This is a genomic window from Shewanella sp. SR44-3 (assembly GCF_014163735.1).
GTDB lineage: Bacteria > Pseudomonadota > Gammaproteobacteria > Enterobacterales > Shewanellaceae > Shewanella.
This window is the reverse complement of the sequence record NZ_JACJDV010000001.1, coordinates 74,429-99,529: the sequence shown is the minus strand read 5'-3', so window position 1 is coordinate 99,529 and position 25,101 is coordinate 74,429. Positions and strand designations below refer to the sequence as shown.

The following is a 25,101-nucleotide window of genomic DNA, read 5'->3' as shown; positions in this document are numbered from 1 at the left end:
CTTTAGGTTTGCTTTGGCGCCTGATAAGCTTCGCGGTATCTGCAGATCCTTGTGCTAGCTTTGCATGCTGTTACATTAACAGGCTTGCCAGCGCAGAGCGTTAAGTTGAGAATAGGGCAATCTTAATGCTCAATCCAGATAAAAAGTTAATCATTCAAGGACTCAAGATGAAAAAAGCGCCACTTGCATTCGCCATTACCTTAGGCATGTTAGGCTTAAGTGCCTGTGATAAAACTCCTGATAGCGAAATCGCCTCTAAAGCTCCGCCGATAACAGAAAAACAAGCTGCTAACACTGCCTCACAAACAGCTGCTGAAAAGTTAGATTTTAGTGGCTTTTCCGAGCAGTTCATTGATGCCTTGTGGACCTTATCCCCCACCTGGGCCTTGTACAGTGGCAAGCATGTGAATGATGGTCATCTTGAAATCCCCAATGAAGCTAGCCGCAGTGCCACACTGGCGTTTGTCAGTAAGCAACAAGGTCTGCTGACCCAGTTTGATAGGACAAGCTTAAGCCCATCAGATTTGATTGATTATGAGCTGGTGAGTAATTTGCTCGGCAGCATGAAATGGGAAGTGGAGCGCTTTAAGTCTTGGCAGTGGGATCCATCAAGTTATAACGTCTCTGGCGGTTTTGCTCAGCTCATTAATGAAGAGTTTGCGCCTATGGACGAACGCTTAGTGTCAGTGCTTGCGCGAATGGAGCATGTACCAGCGTATTACCAAGCTGCGCAGGCGAACATAGAGACGCCAACCCTTGAGCACACTCAGCTGGCAATTATGCAAAACCAAGGCGCTTTTTCAGTATTTTCAGATGAATTATTGGCTAAAGCTATGGCTTCTAGCTTAAGCGATGAAGATAAAAGCTTGTTTAAGACCCGTTTTGATACCAGTGTCGCAGCCATTAAACAACACATTCAATGGTTAACAGAACTTGAGAAAAGCTTAACCCCTGAAACTGCTCGTAGTTTTCGCATTGGCGAAACCTTATATGAAGAAAAGTTCGCCTTTGATATTCAGTCAGGCATGACGGCCAAGCAGTTATATTACAAGGCCCTTGACGATAAGAATAATGTCCAAGCTGAAATGACCAAGATCACCGATAAAATATGGTCTAAGCACATGAACACCCCAAAGCCTGTCGACAGCAATGAAGCCATTAAGCAGCTGATTGATACCTTATCGTCAAAGCATGTAAGCCGAGATAAGTTTGTTGATGAAGTGCGTGCTCAAATCCCTGAGCTGATTAAATTCGTGAATGATAAAGATTTGCTAACATTAGATCCTAACAAGCCGTTAGTTGTGCGCGAAACCCCAGAGTACATGCGCGGGTTTGCAGGCGCGTCAATCAGTGCGCCAGGGCCCTACGAGCAAGAGGCTAATACTTATTACAATGTCACCCCGTTAGATGGCATGAGTGATGAGTCTGCCGAGAGCTATTTACGTGAGTACAACCACTGGATTTTACAGGTACTCAATATTCACGAAGCCATTCCAGGGCATTACACTCAGCTAGTGTACTCAAACCAATCACCAAGCCTAATCAAGAGTCTTTTTGGTAATGGTGCCATGGTTGAAGGTTGGGCCGTGTATACCGAGCGGATGATGTTAGAGCAAGGCTATGGCGATTTTGAGCCAGAAATGTGGCTGATGTACTACAAATGGAATTTGCGCGTTATTGCGAATACCATTTTGGATTACAGTATTCAGGTGAAGGGCATGACAGAAAAAGAAGCCATCGCCTTTATGACTCAAGAAGCCTTCCAGCAGCAAGCAGAGGCAGAAGGGAAGTGGCGCCGTGCGACCTTAAGCCAGGTGCAATTGACCAGCTATTACGCAGGCTTTAGAGAAATCTATGATTTACGTGAGGCACTCGCGCAGTCACAGGGGGAAACCTTTGAGCTTAAACAGTTCCATGAACAGTTTTTAAGCTATGGCAGTGCCCCAGTGAAATACATAAAGCAGCTGATGCAGTAACGATTTAATAAGCAGAAGACGGAACTTTTTTGTGGCGTTAACCAAGCCTGATGATAAATCAGGCTTTTTTTTGATCTTTTTTCACCGTATCGACAATCAAACCTAGCCGAGCAATTGCTCTCATGGTAATCTAAATGACAATGGTTATCGTTTAGCGGTTTGTGATATGGATAAGATACTACTCATCATTGAAGATCAAAACACGGCGCAGATTTTTCTCTCCGAGCTGCCTGAACAAGGCTTTGATCTTATGTGGGTCAACAGTGCACAGGATGGCTTAAGTGAAATGGCGCGCTGCGAATTTGCAGCTGTGCTGTTTGACTTGCAACTGGCTCACGATAGCCAGAGCTTAGAGAAAAAAGCTGACTGTCATCACTTTTGGCAAGCGCAATTAGCCTACCCTAGATTGCCGGTTGCGGCCTTATCGTACAGTAATAGTGATATCGAACGTTTAGATGCCCTGGAGCTCGGTGCTGACATGTACCTAAAGCGGCCATTTCATATCAAAGAACTGCTGCTTAAGATTGCGGTATTTCGCCGCCGTGGTGGGCTGGGGCAGATGGTGGGACAAGGCGTTCCAAAGCAGATTGCATTTGATGAACACCGTTACACCATCAGCGCACAGCAACAAAAATTAGTGCTAACCCAAACGGAATTTAGGTTGTTTAAGTATTTATTCGAACGTGACGGTGAGGTGGTAACCAAAGAAGAGTTACAACAGAAAGTGCTCAATAAACCCTTAGGACGTTTTGATAGAAACTTGGACATGCACATCAGTAATACCCGGCGTAAGCTCAGTCAAATTAGCTTGCCAAGGGAGTGGATTAATACAGTGCGTGGCCAAGGGTATCGCTTTAATGCAGCGATGAATGAGCCATAAGTAACCTTGCTCGAGATAATAAATGCATCTCACGTCTGTGACAGTAGGCGTTACGACTTGATTAGCCAGCGCCATGTTGGCTTTTTATTTCTAATAACACTATTGGCCGTTATTCAGAAGGAAACTGTCAGATAATCTAAACTCACCATGAATTAGTGCTAATCGCAACCCAAGTGTCATAAGCCTTTGCAAGGGCGAGAACAAAAAACTACAATAAACCGTCCCATTTGTCTCATGGACAACAAGTATTTAGCGACTGAGCCTATGGCTTGGTTGATTAACAGTTTTTTATCTCTTTGTCTCGCACTACAAGGCAATTCGCAATTGCGAAGGCCATAGTCAACATTTAAGGAAGCATTATGCGGATCAGCGCCAATTTTGATGGTGGTAATATAGAAACCATTAGTTTAGCTAACCACGATGATATTCAACTGGCCATTCGCCCAGATGTTGGTGGTGAATTTTATCAGTGGTTTAACTTCCGTTTCGAAGCCACTATCGGAAAAACCTATACCCTTAATATCCTCAATGCTGGCAGCGCCTCTTACCCTAAAGGTTGGGAAGATTACCAAGCCGTGGCAAGTTACGATCGCCAAACTTGGTTTCGTCTGCCAACTGAGTACAAAGACGGCAAGCTTAGCATCAGTGTTGAACTCGATTGTGAAGCGATTCAAATTGCCTACTTCACCCCTTACAGCTATGAACGTCATTTAGATCTTATCAGTGCGGTGCAATTGCACCCATTAGTGAGCACTGAACATTTAGGTTTGACCTTAGATGGTCGCGATATGACGTTAGTTAAAGTCGGTGATGAAGACCCAGGCAAAAAATCTATCTGGATCACAGCAAGGCAGCATCCGGGCGAAACCATGGCTGAATGGCTAGTAGAAGGACTATTAAATCAATTGCTAGACAATGATTGCCCAACATCGAAAGCGCTGCTGGATAAAGCCAATTTTTACATAGTGCCAAATATGAACCCAGACGGCAGCGTTCGCGGTCATTTGCGCACTAACGCCGTGGGAACCAACCTTAACCGCGAATGGTTAACCCCAAGCCTTGAGAAAAGCCCTGAGGTTTATTATGTGGTGAACAAAATGCACCAAACAGGCGTTGACTTGTTTTATGATGTTCACGGTGATGAAGGCCTGCCTTATGTGTTCTTAGCGGGTTGTGAAGGCGTGCCAAATTACAGCGATAAGTTAGCATCATTGCAACAAGACTTCGTGGCGGCGTTAAGCCTTGCCAGTGCTGATTTTCAAACTGAATTCGGTTATGACAAAGATGAGCCAGGTAAAGCAAACTTAACGGTTGGCTCAAACTGGGTTGCAAATACCTTTAAATGCCTATCAAACACCCTTGAAATGCCTTTTAAAGACAATGCGAATCTTGCCGATCCCTTCCAAGGTTGGTCACCCGAGCGCAGTGTGTATTTAGGCGAAGCATCATTAATCGCTATGCGAGCGGTTATTGACAAAATAGGTCAGTAATCATGGCATTGATGAGTTGTCCTGCCTGTCAAAAGCGCATTTCAAGCCAAAGCAAGAGCTGTCCCCATTGCAAGGCAGAGTTAGGCGAGCGTACAGAAACCTTAGCTAAGATAAGTCATATTGAGCAGTCTAATCGCCTAATGACTCACAGTTTTGTGTTTTTAACCCTGTTTATTGCAGGCGTTGTGGTGTGGTTCTGGGGCGGCGAGCCTGCCCAAGGGATCACTGCGACCTTGTCCATCGCCTGTTTTGTGTTTGGTTTTGTGGGGTATTTAATTACCCGGGTACGCATCGTATTACATAAGCGAAGAAGTGTATGAAAGATATCAATAAAGTCATAGATGAAATGCCAGAAGAAGTCTACCTAAGGCTATTGTCGGCAACAGAGCTTGGCAAATGGGATGATGGTACTGTGCTCAGTGAGGCTCAACGTGAGTCAAGCTTGCAAGTGGTGATGATGTATCAGGCGCGTAAATTGGCGCAAACTGAGCATTTTACCATAGCTGCAGGTGGTAAGCTCAATGAGCTATCAAAATCTGAGCTTAAAAAGCAATTCCGCGGTGAGCCGATCGCAGAATTTAAAGAAGCCGATTTATAAGCTTTATAGCTTAAGTAAAAAAAGCACTGAAATTTCAGTGCTTTTTTATTTGAATTCCATTCAACTCATCAACTAGTCAGGGGTTAGTTCACCCACTAAGTTTTCTAGCATGGCAGCTTTAACTTCACCAGAGCTGAGCTCCATTGACAATAAATAATGCAGCTTAGCAAGTGCAGCTTCTACTGTCATATCATTACCGCTGATAACCCCTGCGGTTGCGAGAGCATTACCTGTGGCATAGCCTCCCATATTCACCTTTCCTTGGAAACACTGGGTCAAATTCACTAAGACTATCCCGCGTTCATCCGCTTGCTTAAGGGTATCGAGCAATTGGGGATCTTGAGGGGCATTACCCACACCAAATGAAAGTAAAATTAAGGCTTTAACAGGTTGCTGCAGCATATTGCTGAATATTTCAGTGGAAATGCCGGGGTACAGGGTCACCACGCCAATAGGCTGGGGCTTAATGGTGACCACCTCTATGTCTTGACTGGTTGCTGTGGTTATCTTGCCAGCTTTGACACTGATTTTAATCCCAGCTTCCAATAACAGTGGGAAGTTAGGTGACGCAAAGGCATCAAAACCATCCGCATGAGCCTTAGTGGAGCGATTACCGCGAAACAGCTTGTTATTAAAAAATAAACAGACTTCAGCTATGGGGTAGTTCGCCGCAATGTACAGGGCATTGAGCAGATTAGTTTGCCCATCTGAGCGCAACTGTGCCAATGGGATTTGCGAGCCTGTCACTATCACAGGCTTAGTTAAGCCTTTAAGCATAAAAGACAGGGCTGAAGCGGTATAAGCCATAGTGTCAGTGCCGTGCAGAATTACAAAAGCATCATAATCTTGATAATTGGCTTTAATGTCATTGGCGATTAGCTGCCAATCTTTAGGGGCCATATTGGATGAATCAATCAGCGGGCAATATTCGTGGATAACAAAGCTTGGCATTTCATCATGATAAAACTCTGGCATAGCCTTGACGCAATCGGTGAGGAAACCGGCTACAGGGACAAAGCCTTTAGCTGTTTTTTGCATGCCTATGGTGCCGCCAGTGTAAGCGACATAAATGGAGCGAGTGGTTGTGGAAGCCGTTGGCATGGAGAAGAGACCTAAAAATTGCAGATTGTGTAAATTATACGAGTTATGCCTAGATAAACCCAATAAAAAAGCCTGCATTGCAGGCTTTTTTTAAAGATATCTCAATCTAGATGATTAGTAATTGCAGAGATCGCAATAAAGGTAGACGCCGTTGGGATCATCAAAAGCATTAAACTCTTCAAGTACCACAGACCACTTCGCCAACATGGTTTCGATTAAACTGGTTTTTTGCAGGCTCTGGGGCAGGTAAGCGGCGGTAACCCCCATAACTTGTTGAATAAATAATTGCTCTGCCGTTAGCTCTTGCTCAATAAGTTTAGTGTCAAAGTTTTTCATCTTAGCAAGCTCAGCAGCTTTTGCCACAGCAAGCTCCATGTCACCAATTTCATCAATAAGACCAAGCTCCAATGCTTTTTTTCCTGTCCAAACACGACCTTGAGCTATACTGTCAACTTGTTCCAAGGTCATATTGCGCTCAGTGGCAACTAATGAAATAAATTCATGGTAACCCCGTTCTATATGACGTTGAATAACTGCTTCTACATTGCTATTCAGAGGTCTTGCTACAGAAAGGCCTGCCCATTCAGACGTTGCCACACCGTCGCTGTTAACCCCAATTTGTGCTAAGGCATCTTCGAAGGTAGCAAACATCCCAAAGATCCCGATTGAACCTGTGAGCGTGGTTGGCGTCGCATAAATGTAATCAGCGCTGGCAGAGATCCAGTAGCCGCCAGAGGCTGCTAGGCTCCCCATGCTGATGACCACAGGCTTGCCCGCAGCTTGGATGGCCAGCACTTCTTGACGGATTTGCTCCGATGCAAAAGCACTGCCACCAGGGCTATCAACCCGAAGCACTAAGGCTTTAATTTTGTCATCAAAGCGAGCTTTACGCAGCAGTTCTGAGGTACTGTCGCCGCCGATATCACCCGCTTGTTGATGTCCATTAAGTATGTTGCCCTTAGCAACGATAATGCCGACTGAGTCCTTTTCAACAAAATGTGCAACTGGCTTAACTAAGCTTAAGTAATCATTAAAGCCAACTTGACGGAAATATTGTGGGTCTTTACCCGCGCCGACAGCGTCTATCATTGCGAGTCTGAAACCTTCGGCTGATACCAATTCATCAACCCACTTCATTGATAACGCCATTTTAGCGCTATCACCTTCATTGCTATCAAGTTTTTCTAAATAATTATCAGGGCTAAGTACCAGTTCATCAGGGCTGATACCGCGATTTTTAGCTACGATTTCGCTGTAGCTGCCCCAAATATCGCTTAATAGGGCATTACTTGAAGCTTTGTCAGCCTCTGACATGTCATCACGGATAAAAGGTTCAACCGCTGACTTAAAGGTCCCTACACGGAACACATGGGTGTTGATCTTAAGCTTTTCTAACGCTGACTTATAATATAAGCGATAACGGCTAAGGCCATCCAATGACACCATGCCTTGGGTGTTCAAATAAATCTTGCTTGCATAGCTTGCAAGAAAATATTGGTTCTGACTGAAATAGTTACCATGGGCGATAACGGTTTTACCTTCAGCTTTAAATGCATTAAGGGCTTCACCTATCGCGGTCATCTTGCTGACACCAGCGGAATGCAAGTTAGATAAATCAAGCACGATAGTGTTAATGCGCTCGTCTTGAGTTGCATTATGGATGACATAAAGGATGTCAGCCAATAACACTTCAGCCTTAGGATTGTCTTGCTCGCCTTGACTCAGTGCGGCTTCAATGGGGTCAACAAAATGTTTTTGATCGACAATAGAGCCTGAGAGATTAAGCACCAAGGCGCTATCTTGTTCCACTATGATAGGTTCATCACTCATTAATGCCACGGCAATTAACGCCAGTAATGAGAAAAATATTAGGTTAAGAATAAGTTTGCGGGTGCCGTTTAGGGTATTCCACAATAATAAAAAGAATCTTTTAAAAAACGATGGTTTAGTGGTCATTTACCACTCCTATTTGATCATAATGGGCTAATGCTAACTGAAAAAGTGCTGAAAGAGAAAACTCAATTGTAAAGATTATTAACAAAGCCAAGGTGAAATCATTGAGCTTAGGAAAGTGAAAAGGTATGCTAGTTTAAATCACTTGTTTAAAAAGGATGTTTGAATGTCGTTTCCACATTTATTAGAACCCTTAGATCTAGGCTTTACTCAGTTAAAAAACCGAGTGTTGATGGGCTCGATGCACACAGGCTTAGAAGAAGAAAAGGGCGGCTTTGAGAAACTGGCAGCATTTTATAAAGAGCGTGCCGTTGGCGGCGTAGGCCTCATCGTTACTGGCGGTATATCGCCTAATTTTCGTGGCCGCTTAGCGCCCCATGCCAGCCAGTTAAGTTTTTCATGGCAAGTTAAAAAGCATAAGATAGTGACCGATGCAGTACATGATGGCGGCGGAAAAATCTGTATGCAAATTTTGCATGCCGGCCGTTATGGCTATCATCCTTTTAGCCAAGCACCGAGCAAGATTAAATCCCCTATTACACCCTTTACGCCTTCTGCGATGTCAGCGCGCCAAGTGCGAAACACCATTAAAGATTACGCCAGCAGCGCAGCATTGGCACAAAAGGCCGGTTACGACGGCGTTGAAGTCATGGGCTCTGAAGGCTACTTAATTAACCAGTTTGTCAGCTCACGTACCAATAAACGTGATGATGAATGGGGCGGCGATTTTAGTAAAAGAGCCCGTTTCCCGGTTGAGATTGTTAATGCCATTCGCGCCAAAGTCGGTAAAGAGTTTATTATTATTTTCCGTCTTTCAATGCTGGATTTGGTGGATAACGGCTCAACGTGGGATGAAGTGGTGCAATTGGCAAAATGGCTTGAAGAGTCAGGCGTCAGCATCATTAATACTGGTATCGGCTGGCATGAAGCGCGAGTACCGACCATTTCTACTAGTGTGCCAAGAGGCGCATTTTCATGGGTAACTGAAAAGCTAAAAAGCGAAGTGAAACTGCCGCTGATTGCCACTAACCGGATTAATACTCCAGAAATTGCTGAGTCGATTATTGCCTCAGGGCAAGCGGACATGGTGTCTATGGCGCGACCTTTCTTGGCAGATCCTGAGTTTGTTAATAAAGCGGCGGCAGATCAAAGTGAGATGATCAACACCTGTATTGGCTGTAATCAGGCTTGTCTTGACCATACTTTCGCCCTTAAACGTGCCACCTGCTTGGTTAACCCAAGGGCCTGCTATGAGACCGAAATTAACTTTATTCCCGCCACCAACAAGAAGCGCATCGCTGTGATGGGCGCAGGCCCAGCTGGGATGGCGTTTTCTGTGTATGCCGCTACTCGCGGCCATGAGGTGGTGCTTTTTGAAGCTAAGTCTGAAGTGGGCGGCCAGTTTAATTTGGCAAGAAAAATCCCAGGAAAAGAAGAGTTTAATGAAACCATTCGCTATTTCATCAATCAACTGGCGCTGCATAAAGTTGAACTCAGATTAAATACTCGCCTTGATGCGAGCGTACTTGCCACAGAAAAGTTTGATGAAGTGGTCATTTCATCAGGTGTGGTGCCAAGAGCGTTGAATTTGCCGGGCTTTGATAACCCTAAAGTGGTTGATTATCAAAAAGTCTTAAGCGGGCAAGTTGAAATTGGCGCTAAAGTGGCCTTGATTGGCGCTGGCGGTATTGGTTTTGATATGGCGCACTTCCTGTGTGAAAAAGAGTCCAGCACCTTACAGCCAGACAAGTGGCTTAAGCAGTGGGGCATCGATAAGAGCTACCAACATGCTGGCGGCTTAACCGATGAAGCTGAGCACCACCCAGGCCGTGAAGTGTACTTGCTGCAGCGTAAAACCAGCAAAATGGGTAAGGGTTTAGGCAAAACCACAGGTTGGATCCACCGCAGCGTGCTGAAACAGCACCAAGTGAAGACGATGACTGGGGTGAGCTACGAGAAATTTGATGAGCAAGGATTACACATTAAAATTGGCGAGAAATCAGAAATTCTAGCCGTTGATAATGTGGTCTTATGTGCAGGTCAAGAGTCTAATCGCACCTTGGTCGATGAAATGAAAGCCACAGGCTTGCCAGTCCACTTGATTGGCGGCGTAGATGTTGCTGCTGAGCTTGATGCTAAGCGTGCTATCAGACAAGGTGCAGAGCTTGCTATGGCTCTCTAGTGCGATTACTGATTAGTGCTTGGCGATAGTGAGGCTTAAGCGATTATCAGAGTACAACTAGGCGTTAGCGGTTAAAACCTAGCACTTTTCGGTGCTAGGTTTTTTTATTGTCTGTGTTTTATGACTCTAATCGTCAATAAATCAGGCCGCGAGGCAAGACTTAGCCTATTGAGATAGGCTAAAATGACGCAAATTTTTTTGGAGTATCACCATGAAACTGCGTCATTTTTTATCAAGCATAGCGTTAGGGCTTTTTTCCCCAATGGTGCTAAGTGCCACATTCACCTTTACCGCCATTCCCGATGAAGACGAAAGCCAATTGCGCACTCGCTTTGATAAGGTGGCTGACTACCTAGAAAAAGAGCTCGGCGTTGAGGTTAAGTATGTGCCGGTTAAATCTTACTCCGCAGCAGTAAGTGCATTTCGCACTAACCAAGTTCAACTTGCTTGGTTTGGTGGATTATCAGGAGTACAGGCGCGCCGTTTAGTGCCAGGTTCAGAAGCCATAGCCCAAGGTTTTGAAGACCAATTCTTTAAAAGCTATATCATTGCCCATCATTCTACTGGGCTTACCCGTACAGAAAAACTGGGGCCACTTGATGGCTACACTTTGACGTTCGGTTCAAAAGATTCGACCTCAGGTCGACTCATGCCGCAATTTTTTCTAGAACAAAGTGCTCAGCAAGAACTTGAAAAAGTCTTTAAGCGTATTGGCTTTTCAGGGGATCACAGTCGCACTATCAGTCAAGTTGAAGCCGGTGTATATCAACTTGGCGCAGTGAACTACAAAGTGTGGGATACCGCAGTTGAGCAAGCCCAGGTCGATACTAGTAAAGTGAGCGTTATTTGGCAAAGCCCAAGCTACCCTGATTACCAATGGACAGTCAGAGCTGGCAGTGATGCACAATTTGGTGAAGGCTTTAAAGCTAAACTGACCGCTGCATTACTCAATATGCAGGATAAAGATTTACTTGCAAGCTTCCCAAGAGCATCATTTGTTAAAGCCAGTAACAGTGATTATCAGCCTATTGAAGATGTGGCTAAAACCATTGGATTATTAGATTAATGCTCGATTTGGTGAAGTGTGACATTGGTTATGGCCCTCGCATTGTGCTGCCTAAGTTAAACTTGACACTCGCTGCGGGTGAACGAGTGGCCATTCTTGGCCCCTCTGGTTCAGGCAAAAGCACATTACTAAAACATCTTCATCAAATACTGAAATCCAAGGCGAGTTTTTGCGCGCAATCACAAACCTTGGTGGATAATCTGAGCGTATACCATAATATTTTTATGGGTGCGCTTGGTCGTCACAACGTATTGTATAATATCGTTAATTTGTTATATCCATTTAAGCAGAACCGTCAAGAAATCACCCAGTTATGCCTGACTCTAGAGCTTGATTGTGAGCTGCAACAGCAAGTGGAATATTTATCAGGCGGTCAAAGGCAACGGGTAGCCTTAGGGCGCGCTATTTACCAACAGCAAGCGCTATTTTTAGGTGATGAGCCGTTTTCGGCATTAGATCCCGCCATGGGTGAGCGTTTATTGCAACAGGTATTTGACGCTCATCAGAGCGTCATTTGTGTGCTCCACGACCCCATAATGGCGATGAAACACTTTGATCGGATAATTTTATTGCAAGAGGGGACTAAAACCTTCGATGGTCCGGCGACAACGCTTAGCCAAGCGCACCTACAAGCCTGTTATGATCATGATTTATCGAAAAAAGCTTCAGATCTCCCCGAATTAAATCCGCTAAATCAACATAATCCAGATGAATACCATTGTGTCAGATAGCCCTTTAAATTTTATGGGCTATTGGCAAAAGTTTACCTTAGGTCTGCTGCTACTAACCTTAATAAGCTTTGGGCTTGCCGATACCGAAGTCATTGCCTTAGAGCCTTGGAATGAACTTTCCCGCATGGGGCAAGGCTTGCTGCAGGTTGATTTTTTTGCCACCGAATATCTAGTCCAAGCCCTATGGCAAACAGTGAGCTTTGCTCTACTCGGCGTAAGTTTAGGCCTAGTGCTTGGGGCGCCACTAGCCCTTATCTATCATCATCCTTGGGTTGCTGCAGTGTGTGCCTTTGTGCGCGCCATTCATGAGATTTTCTGGGCACTGCTATTCCTGCAGATATTTGGCCTGTCAGCGCTTACGGGCATCTTAGCCATAGGCTTGCCTTATGGCGCCACTTTTGCCCGAGTTTTTTACGACATTTTGGTGCTGGCCCCTAAAGACACCCAAAGTGTATTGCCCCACAACAGCGATAAACTGAGCCGTTATATTTATGGCACTGTGGTCACTGTCTGGGCCCAATTAGCATCCTATTGCCGCTACCGATTTGAATGCGCCTTACGCTCAAGCGCAGTGCTAGGATTTATTGGCATGCCAACCTTAGGCTTCTATTTAGAAACTGCCTTCAGACAAGGGCATTACCAGCAAGGGTTTGGATTGCTCATACTGTTTATTGTACTGATTGGCACAGTGTCTTCATGGTGCCGAAAAATTATCATTCCAGTGTATTTGCTTGCTGCTGTGTATTTTTTACCTGAACTACCCCAAATGGATGGCGCGCTTATTTGGCGTTTTTTAAGCTATGATATTTTACCCCCAATGCTGCAAAATCTTGGTGCCGATGGCTTAAATCTTGGGGCTATGCTGGCGCTGATGCATTGGTTTACTGAGTTAGTGATATCCCAAGTGCTACCTGGCATCGCCGCGACCTTAGTGCTTGCGATTGCGGCCTTGGGGTTGACGCACCTGCTCACTATGCTGTTATTGCCATTAAACCTTAAGGCGTTAATACCGGCTTGGTTGTTACTGCCATTTCAAGGCGCGAATTTAATCTTACGCTCTACCCCAGAATATCTCATGGCCTTCATCTTTATGTTGCTGCTTGGTCCTTCAATGCTACCGGCCATCTTAGCTTTAGCCCTTCATAATGCTGGCTTAATGGTATTTCTTACAGCAAGGCAAGGGGACAAATTAACGGTGAGTCCAAGTTTTACACCTAGGCTTGATCATTACTGTTTTGAGCTAATGCCTAAGCTATACCCAAGCTTTATTGCACTACTCTGTTATCGCTTTGAAGTGATTATCCGCGAAACTGCTATTTTAGGCATGTTAGGCGTCGCGACATTGGGCTTTTATGTTGACAGCCAATTCTCTGAGATCCGCTACAGCGGCGCGCTGGTATTGCTGGTGTTTACCGCACTTTTAAATATTCTTGTGGATAGATTTTCAAGAAAATTACTGGCATCACCAACGAACTAACCTCCATTTGGGCTAAGGCATGAATGCATTGAGCATGAGTACCAAAAAATAGCCAAAAAACTCATTAAAATTTAAACGGAATTCAATATTAATTGACTAAACTCTAAGCTAATCATTATTAAGTGATTAATAGCCACCTTTGATAAGAGGAATCGCCATGCCGCATTTTATTGTTGACTGTTCAGAAGAGATTTTAGCATTTCACAGCATTGAAACCATTCTAAAGTATCTGCATCAGGTGGCAAATCATACCAAGTTATTTGAAGAGTCAGACATCAAAGTAAGAATTAATCCGTTTAAAACCTCTTGGGTGGGCAATAAAAAGCAGCCTTTTATTCATGTTTTTGCTCATATCATGGAAGGGCGAACGGATGATGAAAAGAACACCTTATCCACTTCAATGGTGAAACGTTTATCAATTATGTTTCCTGATGTTGAATCTATCTCAATGAGTATTGTTGATTTGCATAAGGTGGGTTACGTGAATTTGGCCATAATGCACGGCGCTACAGTTTCAGATCCAGACATAAATGATGGAAAAAGCGCCATCAAGAGCGAAGGCAAACCTGCGTCTAAGGCTGATAAACAGCCAGAATCAGCAGATAAAACTGCGGTGTAGTTAACCTTAAGTTATGCTTGAGACAAAATAAAAAGGCAGTCGCTCCTGAGTATTCAGTGACGACTGCCTTCATGGTATTTAGTACTTATATCATGTTAATGCTTAACCTGTGCCGTGCCTTTCTTCGGGTTCACCATCATAGGAATATCAGCACGGGTGCTGGGGATATTGTAAAAAAATGGCCCAGGGTGCATTTTTTCAGGCCAGTCCAACAACATCATGGCGAGTACGTTTCTGTGCTCACCGGATGATAAAATCCGTTTGCCGGCAGGAGATGGGATCATCTGATGTTTAGGGCTAAAGGCTTTAGTCACAAAATCTTGAGTAATACCTACGACTCTGTGCTCTGGTTTGCCCGCAAGAAGGAAGCTTATCCCTACTTCGGTGACTATATCTTCGGTGGCATCTTTTAAGATCCTGTCGATATTTTTATCAAAATAATCCAAAATCCATTTAAATTCTTTTGCGTCCACTGGGTACTGATAATAGTTACTGGCGGCGAAAATAAAATGGGTCATACCGTAAATTTTATTGCGGAACTGACTTTTCGATAATTTTTTGTCTTTGCTATCAGGATAAGCCTTGATAAAGGCTTTTTTGTATTGAGCCACATAACTGCCAACGCCCAATTGCTCAGCCCAGTAGGCATAGTTAATCAGCTGGGCAGCCCATGCTTTGATCATCTTTTTGTCAGTTAATGCAGGGGTTAAATCTTTTGCTTTAAGGGCGGCGATGATTTTGTCATGACATGGACCGGTAAAACCAAATTCATCAACGCGGCTGGCGTAGCGCAGCAAAATATCGGCATAAAACATAAAGTCAGGGTGAGGGGTGGTGGCTTTATAACGTGCTTGAGCACGTTGGCCAGGCATATCTTTAAGCTTATTGAGCTCTTTAAGTGATTGAGTACGAATAAAATCTTTATCGTCACTGCCACAAGCATAGAAACTCAGCCTGTCACTGATGGTGATTAAATCAACCAATGAGGCATTGGCATACTTAGTTTCACCTGTCATGCGGTACATGCGAATACCGTAATGGCCTTGAACCCGTGGCGGCAGTGAATACAAATTATGCTCGAAAGTGTCCTTAATCTTAGCCCGCACTTCCATTTGAGTTAAATTATGAGGCTCCGGCGTGACTTTGGCCAGTAAGGGGCCACTGAGTAACGCCAATGACAGTGCTAAATACGAGAGTGTCCTACTCTTGCGTAATACTTGCATGGGTAAATCTCCTGATCAGTGAAAGAGGATCTACGGGGCCCTGGATTAACTGCGCCAGTTGATCGGTAAGTGGTGCATAGGTTTCATTTACAATAAGAATGTTGAACACATCCTCATTGGATAACGAGTTAGATTGTTGAAAAATCAACCGGGCCAATGACCTATGCCACAGCGGAAGATAATAGCTTACGCCTTCATTAGCAATAGCCCCCAAGGCATAAATTAATTGGTCTGCATCTTGCCAAGGCTCGCCAAAGGAAAGTGCAAATGCTTGGGAGAGACTTTTCTTGGTTTTTGTTGAGAAATCTTGTTGCTCCTCAAGGTAGAATGCCAATATAAGCTTACTATTAAATACTTTAAGTTGTTGTTTATAGTCGTTAAGTAATTGCTCCCGTGGAGATTCAGGGGGCAGGGCAATAGCCTGAGTTAAATACTGGTTTAACCAGAGCGTACCGATAGCGCTTGCTGGCTGATGTCCTAAAGTTGCCACTAAATAAAACTGCGCGCCAGTAGCTAGTGAGGTAATGGCTTCACTCATGGCCTGAACGAGTGAAGCGACATCGGCGCGTCGAGAGAGTGTTGATTGAACACTTAAGGCAATCTGACCAAATTGTTGACCCGGCAAGGCTTGCCTGAGTGTATAAGCGATGTTTGTTGCCCCAAAACTTGTAAATATTTCTCCTAGCAATCTGTCATGGTGCCAAATGCGGTAAACATAGGTTTTGTCCACTTTGGGCTGCTCTGCATTATCAGGAGTGGCATTCTCTATGGCGGCATTGGTCGCAAGCTCATAATGAGACAAGGTTTCAACGGTTATGCCTAAGGAACTCAGCGCCTCAAACAATTGTGCTAATGTTTGCTCGCCATCGAGTGCAGTAAACTTATGGCTCTGCTTGGACAAGGCTTGTACTAGGTTCCAAGGTAATACTTGGGTAACGTGAGTTTGGCTTGCAAGGTAGGCGGTTAACTCTTCATGATTAAGCTGTTGCTGTTCAAGCTGCCATAAAGCATAGTTCTGCACGCCTTGGGATATCGCGAAATTTGTGCGTATTTGCTTAATAAGCTGCAGTGCTTGATGATTTCTCTGACGTAAACGTTGCTGATAATTTTGCCATGCTGCGCGGCGGCAAGGCTCATCATTATGATTGAGTAGATAGCGACTAATGCTCACAGACTCGGCTGGCGAAGGAGCAAGTTGACAGTTAAGGTCGTTAAATTGCAACCTAAACTCACGCTGCCTTAAACTGAAATTGACACTCGCTTGGGCACTATGTAATTGGGCTTTGATCGCAATAGGTAGCACATCATGCTGTAAACGTTGCAGCAGCAGAGCTAACTGTGGATAAGGTGCTGATAATAAACCTAGGTAATGAGTCCACTGAATAATATGAGGGCTGCTTAATAGCTTTGCTAACTCGTCGGCTAAATGAACTTGGCAAAGCAGTAAGTTTTCACCATGAATGGGATCTTTAACTAGGGTACGGTAATAGTTGAGTCTGTCATTAATATTATGCAGGCCGAGCAATGTCTGTTCTAAGGCTTGGGTTTTATCAGGTAAATCTTGGGCATAGCGAAAAGAGCCAATGTCTGCGTTAAAGCTGAGACATTGGTTCACAAATAATCCGAGGGGATCGGCAATGGCGGTCGCCATTGCCGACAGGTTAAAACAAAGCGCTACTGCTAAAATGTATTTTTGCATAAGCGACACGTTCTTCCACTGACATTGTTGGGCCTTTCATGGCTTCTACGTGCTTAAGTCTAGGCAAAATACCTTTACCATTTGCGATTTGAATCGTTAACCCTGGGCGAGCGTTAAGCTCTAATAATAACGGGCCTTTATTTTTATCCAGTACCATATCAGTACCTAAATAGCCCATTTCACACATTTCATAGGCGCTAGACGCAGTGTGCAATAAGGTTTCCCAATGGGGAACTTGAATGTTCGACAAGGGGAAGTGGGTATCGGGATGCTTAGTCACAGGTTTATCAAATTGCACTGCATGCAAACTCTTGCCTGTGGCCACATCAAGCCCAACGCCTACAGCGCCTTGATGCAAGTTAGCTTTACCATCTGAGGCGGCAGTGGATAAGCGCAACATGCCCATCACAGGGAAACCCTTAAACACGATGAGACGAATATCTGGCACGCCTTCATAACTGAAGCCTTCAAATACAGGGTCAAATTCAATTAGGCCTTCAACTAAGGCAACGTCAGGTTTACCACCCAAGGAAAACAATCCACTGAGAATGTTAGACACATGACGGTAAATCTCGTTAGGTGTCACTTCATGGCCGTTTGGCTTGTAATAGCAGCCATGCTCCACATTAGTGATAACCAGAATGCCTTTGCCACCAGAGCCCTTAGCGGGCTTAATCACAAAACCGGTACGATTTTTTACCAGTTCTGGGATTTCCTGAATTTTATGCTGCTCATGCACTACGCCAATCAGATCTGGCACGGCGATGCCGTTGGCCAGCGCCAATTGCTTAGTGATTAACTTGTCATCTACACGCTTATAGAACTTACGCTTATTGTATCGACCAATATAATCGATATTGCGCTTGTTCATATTCAATACGCCGCTTTTGCGTAATTCCCAAGGCCAAGCGTAATTCATTATTTGTCTCCAGCTAAAGGCTTGAAGCGCTTAAGCTCAGTCAAACGGTAACCTGTGTATTGGCCCATTATGAGGACTAACGCTAAGATCACTAAATGTATTCCAAGGAAGTTATATACCCAGTGCTGGATCCAAATGTTGTCCATGGCTAAATAGGCCAACGTTGCGACAAATAAACTGCCACCGCCAGAGGCAAAGACTTTCTTAGGGCCTTCTTCCTCCCACAATATCGACATACGCTCGATGGTCCAAGCCAAAATAATCATCGGGAAGAAGGTAATCGTTAAGCCTTCACTTAAGCCCAATTTGTAAGAAATAAGCGTGAACAAGCCGATGATGAAAATTACCACAATGATCACCGCTGATATTCGCGAGATGAGCAATAAGTTCAAGGTCGATAAGTATGAACGGATCATTAATCCGAAAGCCACAATCAATAAGAAGCCAATTAATCCGGTTAATAATGTGGTTTGAATAAATGCCAAGGCGATTAACACTGGCATAAAGGTACCCGAAGTCTTGATCCCGACGATAACGCGCAGGAACACCACCACTAATACCCCGATAGGGATCAACAAAATACCCTTAAAAGTGCTTTGCTCTTCTAGCGGCAATTGATAGAGAGAGAAATCTAAGGTGCCAGTGTTTGATAGCATGTCGATAGACGTCGCTAACGCTGAGCGAGTCTCTTGTAACATGGAGAAATTCACTTGAGAATTAGATGCACCAATGACGTCTAAAACTGAATTATCGCCAAACTCCCACAAGATAAGGTTTTGACCACGGCCTTGTTTGTTGTTGTTCACATCAAACAATTCCCACTTGCCTTGGTTGTAGACATGTACATAGTCACTCAGTTGCTGACGACGACGTTGATCTTCAAGTAATAAGCCGCTCACAGGTTTTGCAGGCACGCCTTTGCTGTGCAGCATTTGCAAAAACAGCTTAGTGGCGCTGTTGGTTGCCAGAAGCAAAGACATATTTTGACTTTGGTTAGTGTCATTGATAAGCCCCATCAACTGCTGAGCAAAAGACAAGTTAGTGGCGCTACGGCCCCAAACGTCATCGATGATCTGCTCGGCGGCAAGCTTTTCTGTCACCGGCCAAATGTAGGCTTCAGGGGGGGCAGGTTCTAGCTCTTCCACGATATCAAGCTTACCGGTTGGCACTAACGTGACACGATAATACAGGGCTTGGGGACCTGTTGCTTCGCGGATAGACCAAACGGCGCGGCGATTTTCCGTGCTATCGGTAATGTTTAAGCCATAACCTGGTGATGATGCGTTTTCAACTAACACATCAAAGGCTGGATCTTGAGGTAATGAAAATGACACTTCAGCAGGTTTTCCACGGCCTGAGAAACTGACTTTGGCATCCACAGACCAACTTTGAACTTGCTCACCGGGTACAAAAGGAACTTTGTGCTCTATCCCACGATACACGCTGGCAGCGATGCCAACGATAAAAAGTAATGCCACAAAAATGTAAAAAGGTTTACGAGAATGCATTGCAGTTCCTATTTGATTACGGTTGTGACTTGATTGTTAGCTTTACCATGAATGTAAGTCTGACCTACGTCCACAATAGCGATGTCTTTCATAAATTTGCGCCCCAGCAACAGCGGAAAATCTAAGTGGCTGCGGTCAGTAAGGTTAAGGTCGGTTTCGGCTGAGTATTTACCTATTTTAAGATGGGCATGGATCACGGGACGACGGTCATCGCCAGTGCTGGCATCTTGTTTGATGCGCACGAAACGTTCGACTTTTGATTCGTAAGTATTGCCTGGCTGATCTGGGCCATTAGTCATGACATCAAAACGTACCCATTCAACGCCATTGCGCTCAAATAACACTATGTTTCTAGCATCTAAAGAAGATGATTCCGCGCCAGTATCAATGCGAGTCGCGAATTGTGTTTTAACCTCATCTATATACACGCTTTCCAGTTCGCCTAATAGGAATTTCTCACCAGTTAGCGATTCAGGGCATTGCTGAATAATCGGCGCGACTTTTTGCACTGGGGCAGGCATATAGATAGTTTTAGGTTTCTGTGCCATAGATGCACCAACTTGGGACTTAAGTTGATTCATCTCGGCGGTCATCGCAGCCATGGCCATATCATTCTTGGTACACTGCGCTTCAAAGGCATCGATGATTTTAGCTTGGGAATCAGCAAGCCCAGTAATAAGCTCAGCATTGGTAAGGCTAGGCACTTTTGGTACTGGCTGAGGTATGGCACAGCCTGAAACAAGCGCTGTAGCAACGGATAGAGCGATTAACTGCTTAAACATGTTATTTCCTGTCATGTGTGTTGCTAAATTAAATCAGAATTAGGTTGATTCTTGGTGGCGATTATCGTCGCTCTTTTGGGCGCTGGATAGCCCTCAACAGTCAGATTTATATCTTTTGGATCAAGATAATCCACCAAAGATTCATTTTGCATCCATGCTGTGCTGCGTTGTTCTGCTAATGAGGTGGTGTCCACATCAACACAACGTATATCGGTAAAGTCACATTTCTTAAGCCATAACATCAGCGCCGCTACTGAAGGTAGAAACCAGACATTATTCATCTTGCCGTATCTATCTTTAGGCACCAGCACGGTATTTTCATCACCGTCTATGACTAAGGTTTCTAACACTAACTCACCGCCCATCCGCAACTGGTCCCTTAATTGGTACAAGTGATCAATAGGGGAGCGTCTGTGATATAACACGCCCATGGAAAATACCGTATCAAAGGCATCCAATGGCGGTAATTCTTCTATGCCTAAAGGCAATAAATGCACTGGGTGTTGGTTACCAGCGAGCCGTTTTATGGCTTCGAACTGGCACAAAAATAATGGCGATGGGTCGATGCCTACCACCCGCTCTGCACCATCACCCAGCATACGCCACATGTGATAACCACTGCCACAGCCTACGTCGAGGACAGTGCGCTTATTCAGCGGAGAAATATGCTTTCGCACTCGCTCCCATTTCCAATCACTGCGCCATTCAGTATCAATCTCGATACCGTGAACATTAAACGGTCCTTTACGCCATGGCTTAAACAGCACTAATAGATTTTCTAGTTTTTGCTGTTGTCCCGAACTTAATTGGGTGCCGCTACCAATAGTCACACTGCCAGTAAAATCTAAGGTATCAGGTGCAGCATAGTTTAGCTTATTAAGGACTTTTTCCCATTTGGGTAAATTGCCATGTTTGTGTTCGCGTTGCCACTTACCAAGAATAGCCGGTAAATCTTCTAGCCAATGTTGCAGGTTAGAATCGGCAATTTGTTGATAGAAAGAACTAAAGCTAATCACTTAATTGCCACCATAGATGCAAAATTAAAACATTGGAACCAAACACTAAAATGGCCAAAGCCACTGTCGGTTACCCGTTGTTGATGCTGTACTAATGTATCAGTTCGCATCACATTTTCAAGGGCGCTGCGCTTTTGACTGATTTCTAACTCACTGTATCCATTGGCGCGTTTAAAATCCAGGTGCTGCTCATCCAATAAATCTTGGATGGAGGGATCGGCAAACTTCACTTTTTCAGATAAGACTAATATACCGCCTGGCAGCATGCCGTCATAGATGCGCTTTATTAAGATATCTCTGTCCTCTGGCGGCAGAAACTGCAAAGTAAAGTTAAGCACCACCATGGACGCATTACTAATCTGCACATTACGGATATCATCACAAATTAATTGCACTTGAGTATCGCTGACGTAAGCCGCTAAATTCTCTTGGCAGCGCGCTATCATAGACTCGCTGTTATCTATGGCGATGATCTGGCACTGACGGCCTTCAATTTGGCGACGAATGCTTAACGTGGCCGAACCTAATGAACTGCCCAAATCATACACCTTGCTATTTGGCGTCACGTAGCGACGAGCAAAATCACCTAAGGTCGCTATGATCTGGTTATAGCCAGGAACCGAGCGGCGGATCATGTCATTGAACACACCAGCAACACGACTATCAAATTGAAAGTCACTGATGGTTTCAGCTGGCGTAGCGTAGATCTTATCTTGTTTAGAATTCATCGTTAAACAGTTAAAAAAGTTAGGCTGCTATTTTAGCTAATCCTATTCAATCCCAGCAAGTATCCTACTGGTATTTTGCGACTTTTTTTTACCAAAAAGGCGTTTATTGCGAAATAAAGGTGAATTATAGGTAAGTTAATTGTAATTTATCTGAGTTAACCTAAAGATATGACCTTTAAGGGAGTGAAATCCTTAAATGAGCCAGTAATTAATTCAGTTTATTATTTTTTTCAAATCAAGAAGAACATTTTATTTAGAGGCAAAATTATCGTTATGAAATGGCTCACCCTAATACTTAGCTGCGTGTTTCTTCTGCTTAGCAGCAATCTCGAGGCGGTTACGCTTAAGCCGACATTGAGCCAAGAAGCGCCATTGACATTAGTGTTAGGTGAGGGCAGCTATCCGCTCCAGTTTTTAACTGAAGAAGGTGAGCCAGCAGGATTATTAGTGGATCTATGGCGTCAGTGGTCAATTAAAACTGGTATTGAGGTGGTGTTTGTGGCCCGCCATTGGCGAGACAGCTTAAACCAAATCCACAAAAACCCAAATACAATCCATGTGGGCATGGCTATCACGGCGCCGCGCCAACAACGTTATCATTTCGCCAACCCTATCAGCACCATTAATAGTTATTTGTATTTGCATTCAGATATCGCGGCCAAAACCAGTATCCAACAGCTTATTCCATTTCAAATTGGGGTGGTGGCGGGCTCATCCCACGAAAGTACCTTGAAAGCCATTGAACCTAAACTTACTTTTCGTCGCTACCTTAATCGAGAAGCCATGTTAGAGGGCGTATCTAAAGGCGAAGTCTATGTTTTTGCTGCTATCGAGGGTTACCAGCGTGGGTTAGTGCTTGAAAAAAACATCGGTGAAAGCTTTAGCGCCTCGACCCGTATTTTGATTGAAAATGCTAGCCTAGCACCCGCAATAGGTTCAGATGATCCAGGGTTAATTAGCACGATAAATGAAGGCTTTAGCCTATTAACGCCCCTGGATATTGAACGGATTGAACGTCGCTGGCTTGGCTACCATAGAAAAACCACTGGCATAGTCATTGCCGCGCAAGCTGGTGTTGAGCCTTACATGGATATTGGCGTAGATGGCCAGCCCTACGGCATGTTTGTGGACATTTGGCGGCTTTGGTCTGAAAAGACAGGCATTAATATTGAGTTTTTAGTCAGCAATATGACAGACTCAATTAATGATGTGAGGCAAGGTAATGCTGATGTGCATATGGCTTACCCTGAAAGTCAGGAGCTCAATACTGGACTTAAGCAGGCATGGCAGATTTTTAGCCTTAAAAGCCGACTTTTTATGCACCTTACCCCAATAAAAAAGAAAACCGATCTCAAAGGCCTGCGGATCGGAGTGTTTCCTACAGCACCCTACCTTTCCCAGATCACAGCTCAACTGCCAGGGGTACATATCAAGTTTTATGACAACCTTGATTTGATGCTAGAGGCGATTAACAAAGGCTCAATTTCAGGGTTTATCGCAGCTGGTGCTATGACCCGTCACTATTTATTGAAACATAAGATCTGGGCGAATTTCCACCAATTTGATGGCCTTGATTTTGAAACTCAAATGTACAGTCTGACTCGACTTGAGGACAGTGGTCTAGTGGATCGTATTCAAGCAGGCTTTAAGCTTATTAAACAGCAAGAGTTAGCTAAAATTGAGCAAAAATGGCTTATCAACCCAGAAGACAGGCGTAGCCAAAGTGAAAGTACTCAAATAATACTATCAACTCAAGAACGTCAGTATCTAGACAGTTTAGGGGCGATAAAGATGGGATATTTAAAGGAATGGGCGCCCATGGAGTTTCAAGGCGATAACGGTGAGTTCTTTGGGATAAATAATGATGTTCGGCAAATTATTCAAAAGCAACTTGGCATAACCATTAACCCCGTAGCTTATGATAATTGGTCACTGTTGCTGCAAGATTTAGTGCAAGGGAATATTCAGCTTGTGGCTAGCGTTGGCAAACACAGGGAGCGAGACATGCTATTTTCAGCGCCTTATTGGCCATCTCCTTGGGCATTGGTGAGCAATTTCAATCAAGCCAGCGTGTTCGATTTAAACCAACTTAATGGCAAACGAGTCGCAGTTGTTGAAGGCTATAACTTGATTAAAGAGTTAATCGGCCAATATCCTGGCTTGAACATAGTGCTAGTGAAAGACATTAAACATGGGCTTACCTTAGTATCACAAAATAAAGTGGATGTCTTGATTGAACAAGTGGTGATCTTGGCAAGTGCCCTTAAACATTATGAATACCCTAACTTAAAAATTGCCGTATTAACCGATCTCGCTCAACGTCAAAGCCATGTTGGGATCTATCCAGGCATAGCGCCACTGCTTGGGCCTCTTAATCGTGCCCTTAGTAGCATAGATGAGCCGATGCAGCAGCAAATCAATCAAAAATGGGTCTCGGTTGAACTTGAGTCTGAATTTAGCAAATACCTGCAGTGGCTTTTTATCTCTTTGATTGTCTTAAGTATCGTATCTGTGATTGTTGTTACAACCTTGCTGATTAATCGGCGCTTAAAGGCAGAAATTATCCGCCGTAAACACGCTGAGCTGGCCTTAACACACATGGCGCAATATGACAGTTTAACTGAGCTGCCTAATCGTAATTTACTGGATGACAGATTGCAGCAAGCGGTGTTATCCCATTATCGCAGTGAATACAAATTCGCACTTATGTTCATCGATTTAGAGGGTTTAAAACAGGTTAACGACACCCACGGTCACCCAGTAGGGGATGCCTTGCTGGTTCAAGTTGCCGCGCGTTTGAATCAATTGTTTAGGCAATCAGACACCTTAGCCCGTTTTGGTGGTGATGAGTTTGTGGTGTTATTAAATAATATCGAGAGCTTGGAGCACGCTAAGTTAGTAGAAAGTGCGATTCACTCAGCACTTGCTAAAGCCTTTAAGGTTAATGACACTGATGTGAAAGTGGGGGCCAGTATCGGGATTGCTATCTATCCCGATGATGCCGATGACGCCATCAGCTTAATGCGCATCGCAGACCGACTGATGTATCAAGATAAGCATTCTGAGTGTTAGATGATTAACTCACCGCTTTTGAGTGCTTTTTAGCCATACAGTAAGCACAATCTCAAATACTTGCCTTAAGGTTATGGTCAA

General features: G+C 44.3%; 20 protein-coding genes. 11 read left to right on the top strand and 9 right to left on the bottom strand.

Going from position 1 to position 25,101, the window contains the following annotated elements; genetic code table 11:
• The first annotated feature begins 167 nt into the window (after positions 1-167).
• The 5 genes from H5073_RS00465 to H5073_RS00445 all read left to right on the top strand — a co-directional run bounded on the left by H5073_RS00465 (position 168) and on the right by H5073_RS00445 (position 4,944).
• Complete coding sequence (locus H5073_RS00465; protein WP_182676151.1) at positions 168-1,976, top strand: DUF885 domain-containing protein; 1,809 nt, start codon at positions 168-170, stop codon at positions 1,974-1,976.
• Positions 1,977-2,142: 166 nt separating this feature from the next.
• A complete protein-coding gene (locus tag H5073_RS00460; RefSeq protein ID WP_259394760.1) occupies positions 2,143-2,856 on the top strand; it encodes a response regulator transcription factor in 714 nt (237 codons plus the stop codon).
• Positions 2,857-3,215: 359 nt separating this feature from the next.
• Positions 3,216-4,346 (top strand): carboxypeptidase family protein, encoded by a 1,131-nt coding sequence (locus tag H5073_RS00455; RefSeq protein ID WP_182676150.1) that lies wholly within the window; start codon positions 3,216-3,218, stop codon positions 4,344-4,346.
• Positions 4,347-4,348: 2 nt separating this feature from the next.
• Positions 4,349-4,666: a zinc ribbon domain-containing protein gene (locus H5073_RS00450; RefSeq protein ID WP_182676149.1), complete on the top strand. Its 318-nt coding sequence runs from the start codon at positions 4,349-4,351 to the stop codon at positions 4,664-4,666.
• On the top strand, positions 4,663-4,944 hold the full coding sequence (locus H5073_RS00445; RefSeq protein WP_182676148.1) for a YeaC family protein: 282 nt from the start codon (positions 4,663-4,665) through the stop codon (positions 4,942-4,944). The genes H5073_RS00450 and H5073_RS00445 overlap by 4 nt, the downstream gene beginning before the upstream one ends.
• 72 nt (positions 4,945-5,016) lie before the next feature.
• On the opposite strand, the gene ansA is transcribed toward H5073_RS00445, so the two are convergent.
• The gene (ansA, locus tag H5073_RS00440; protein WP_182676147.1) at positions 5,017-6,045 is read right to left on the bottom strand and encodes an asparaginase; all 1,029 of its coding nucleotides are present in this window, start codon (positions 6,043-6,045) and stop codon (positions 5,017-5,019) included.
• A gap of 114 nt (positions 6,046-6,159) precedes the next feature.
• Positions 6,160-8,001, bottom strand: a complete 1,842-nt coding sequence (gene sppA / locus H5073_RS00435) for a signal peptide peptidase SppA (protein WP_182676146.1) — start codon at positions 7,999-8,001, stop codon at positions 6,160-6,162.
• Between the two features lie 163 nt (positions 8,002-8,164).
• On the opposite strand from sppA, the gene H5073_RS00430 reads away from it, so the two are divergent.
• From H5073_RS00430 to H5073_RS00410, 5 genes are all read left to right on the top strand, one after another.
• Positions 8,165-10,180 carry an FAD-dependent oxidoreductase gene (locus H5073_RS00430; RefSeq protein WP_182676145.1) on the top strand — a complete coding sequence of 672 codons (2,016 nt, stop codon included), beginning with the start codon at positions 8,165-8,167 and terminating at the stop codon, positions 10,178-10,180.
• A 211-nt stretch (positions 10,181-10,391) separates the two neighbouring features.
• Positions 10,392-11,246 (top strand): putative selenate ABC transporter substrate-binding protein, encoded by an 855-nt coding sequence (locus H5073_RS00425; protein WP_182676144.1) that lies wholly within the window; start codon positions 10,392-10,394, stop codon positions 11,244-11,246.
• A complete protein-coding gene (locus H5073_RS00420) occupies positions 11,246-11,977 on the top strand; it encodes an ATP-binding cassette domain-containing protein (protein WP_182676143.1) in 732 nt (243 codons plus the stop codon). Before H5073_RS00425 ends, H5073_RS00420 begins: the two co-directional genes overlap by 1 nt.
• A complete protein-coding gene (locus tag H5073_RS00415; RefSeq protein ID WP_182676142.1) occupies positions 11,955-13,454 on the top strand; it encodes an ABC transporter permease in 1,500 nt (499 codons plus the stop codon). The genes H5073_RS00420 and H5073_RS00415 overlap by 23 nt, the downstream gene beginning before the upstream one ends.
• Positions 13,455-13,611: 157 nt before the next feature.
• Entirely contained in the window at positions 13,612-14,073 is a 462-nt protein-coding gene (locus H5073_RS00410) for a 5-carboxymethyl-2-hydroxymuconate Delta-isomerase (RefSeq protein ID WP_182676141.1), read from the top strand.
• 95 nt (positions 14,074-14,168) lie between these two features.
• Here the strand turns inward: H5073_RS00410 and H5073_RS00405 are convergent, their stop codons facing one another.
• Genes H5073_RS00405 through cmoA form a run of 7 tightly spaced genes read right to left on the bottom strand, consistent with a single transcriptional unit; the run spans position 14,169 to position 21,948 of the window.
• Positions 14,169-15,296 carry a DUF3541 domain-containing protein gene (locus H5073_RS00405; protein WP_259394759.1) on the bottom strand — a complete coding sequence of 376 codons (1,128 nt, stop codon included), beginning with the start codon at positions 15,294-15,296 and terminating at the stop codon, positions 14,169-14,171.
• Positions 15,274-16,995 (bottom strand): hypothetical protein, encoded by a 1,722-nt coding sequence (locus H5073_RS00400; protein ID WP_182676140.1) that lies wholly within the window; start codon positions 16,993-16,995, stop codon positions 15,274-15,276. Before H5073_RS00400 ends, H5073_RS00405 begins: the two co-directional genes overlap by 23 nt.
• Positions 16,958-17,914 (bottom strand): alpha-L-glutamate ligase-like protein, encoded by a 957-nt coding sequence (locus H5073_RS00395; RefSeq protein WP_182676139.1) that lies wholly within the window; start codon positions 17,912-17,914, stop codon positions 16,958-16,960. Before H5073_RS00395 ends, H5073_RS00400 begins: the two co-directional genes overlap by 38 nt.
• On the bottom strand, positions 17,914-19,422 hold the full coding sequence (locus tag H5073_RS00390) for an inactive transglutaminase family protein (protein WP_182676138.1): 1,509 nt from the start codon (positions 19,420-19,422) through the stop codon (positions 17,914-17,916). The genes H5073_RS00395 and H5073_RS00390 overlap by 1 nt, the downstream gene beginning before the upstream one ends.
• 8 nt (positions 19,423-19,430) lie before the next feature.
• The gene (locus H5073_RS00385; RefSeq protein WP_182676137.1) at positions 19,431-20,204 is read right to left on the bottom strand and encodes an ATP-dependent zinc protease; all 774 of its coding nucleotides are present in this window, start codon (positions 20,202-20,204) and stop codon (positions 19,431-19,433) included.
• A 23-nt stretch (positions 20,205-20,227) separates the two neighbouring features.
• Positions 20,228-21,220 (bottom strand): tRNA 5-methoxyuridine(34)/uridine 5-oxyacetic acid(34) synthase CmoB, encoded by a 993-nt coding sequence (cmoB, locus tag H5073_RS00380; protein WP_182676136.1) that lies wholly within the window; start codon positions 21,218-21,220, stop codon positions 20,228-20,230.
• Positions 21,217-21,948 (bottom strand): carboxy-S-adenosyl-L-methionine synthase CmoA, encoded by a 732-nt coding sequence (gene cmoA, locus H5073_RS00375; RefSeq protein WP_182676135.1) that lies wholly within the window; start codon positions 21,946-21,948, stop codon positions 21,217-21,219. Before cmoA ends, cmoB begins: the two co-directional genes overlap by 4 nt.
• A 273-nt stretch (positions 21,949-22,221) precedes the next feature.
• Between cmoA and H5073_RS00370 the strand changes: the two genes are divergently transcribed.
• Positions 22,222-25,020 carry a diguanylate cyclase domain-containing protein gene (locus H5073_RS00370; protein WP_182676134.1) on the top strand — a complete coding sequence of 933 codons (2,799 nt, stop codon included), beginning with the start codon at positions 22,222-22,224 and terminating at the stop codon, positions 25,018-25,020.
• The last annotated feature ends 81 nt before the right edge of the window (positions 25,021-25,101 follow it).

Coding starts and splice junctions, on each gene's coding strand:
- H5073_RS00420 (WP_182676143.1), top strand. CDS start 11,246: ATGCTCGATTTGGTGAAGTGTGACATTGGTTATGGCCCTCGCATTGTG.
- H5073_RS00385 (WP_182676137.1), bottom strand. CDS start 20,204: ATGTTTAAGCAGTTAATCGCTCTATCCGTTGCTACAGCGCTTGTTTCA.
- H5073_RS00405 (WP_259394759.1), bottom strand. CDS start 15,296: ATGCAAGTATTACGCAAGAGTAGGACACTCTCGTATTTAGCACTGTCA.
- H5073_RS00415 (WP_182676142.1), top strand. CDS start 11,955: ATGAATACCATTGTGTCAGATAGCCCTTTAAATTTTATGGGCTATTGG.
- H5073_RS00455 (WP_182676150.1), top strand. CDS start 3,216: ATGCGGATCAGCGCCAATTTTGATGGTGGTAATATAGAAACCATTAGT.
- H5073_RS00445 (WP_182676148.1), top strand. CDS start 4,663: ATGAAAGATATCAATAAAGTCATAGATGAAATGCCAGAAGAAGTCTAC.
- H5073_RS00390 (WP_182676138.1), bottom strand. CDS start 19,422: ATGCATTCTCGTAAACCTTTTTACATTTTTGTGGCATTACTTTTTATC.
- H5073_RS00450 (WP_182676149.1), top strand. CDS start 4,349: ATGGCATTGATGAGTTGTCCTGCCTGTCAAAAGCGCATTTCAAGCCAA.
- H5073_RS00370 (WP_182676134.1), top strand. CDS start 22,222: ATGAAATGGCTCACCCTAATACTTAGCTGCGTGTTTCTTCTGCTTAGC.
- H5073_RS00430 (WP_182676145.1), top strand. CDS start 8,165: ATGTCGTTTCCACATTTATTAGAACCCTTAGATCTAGGCTTTACTCAG.
- H5073_RS00410 (WP_182676141.1), top strand. CDS start 13,612: ATGCCGCATTTTATTGTTGACTGTTCAGAAGAGATTTTAGCATTTCAC.
- ansA (WP_182676147.1), bottom strand. CDS start 6,045: ATGCCAACGGCTTCCACAACCACTCGCTCCATTTATGTCGCTTACACT.
- cmoA (WP_182676135.1), bottom strand. CDS start 21,948: ATGAATTCTAAACAAGATAAGATCTACGCTACGCCAGCTGAAACCATC.
- sppA (WP_182676146.1), bottom strand. CDS start 8,001: ATGACCACTAAACCATCGTTTTTTAAAAGATTCTTTTTATTATTGTGG.
- H5073_RS00395 (WP_182676139.1), bottom strand. CDS start 17,914: ATGAATTACGCTTGGCCTTGGGAATTACGCAAAAGCGGCGTATTGAAT.
- H5073_RS00400 (WP_182676140.1), bottom strand. CDS start 16,995: ATGCAAAAATACATTTTAGCAGTAGCGCTTTGTTTTAACCTGTCGGCA.
- H5073_RS00465 (WP_182676151.1), top strand. CDS start 168: ATGAAAAAAGCGCCACTTGCATTCGCCATTACCTTAGGCATGTTAGGC.
- H5073_RS00460 (WP_259394760.1), top strand. CDS start 2,143: ATGGATAAGATACTACTCATCATTGAAGATCAAAACACGGCGCAGATT.
- H5073_RS00425 (WP_182676144.1), top strand. CDS start 10,392: ATGAAACTGCGTCATTTTTTATCAAGCATAGCGTTAGGGCTTTTTTCC.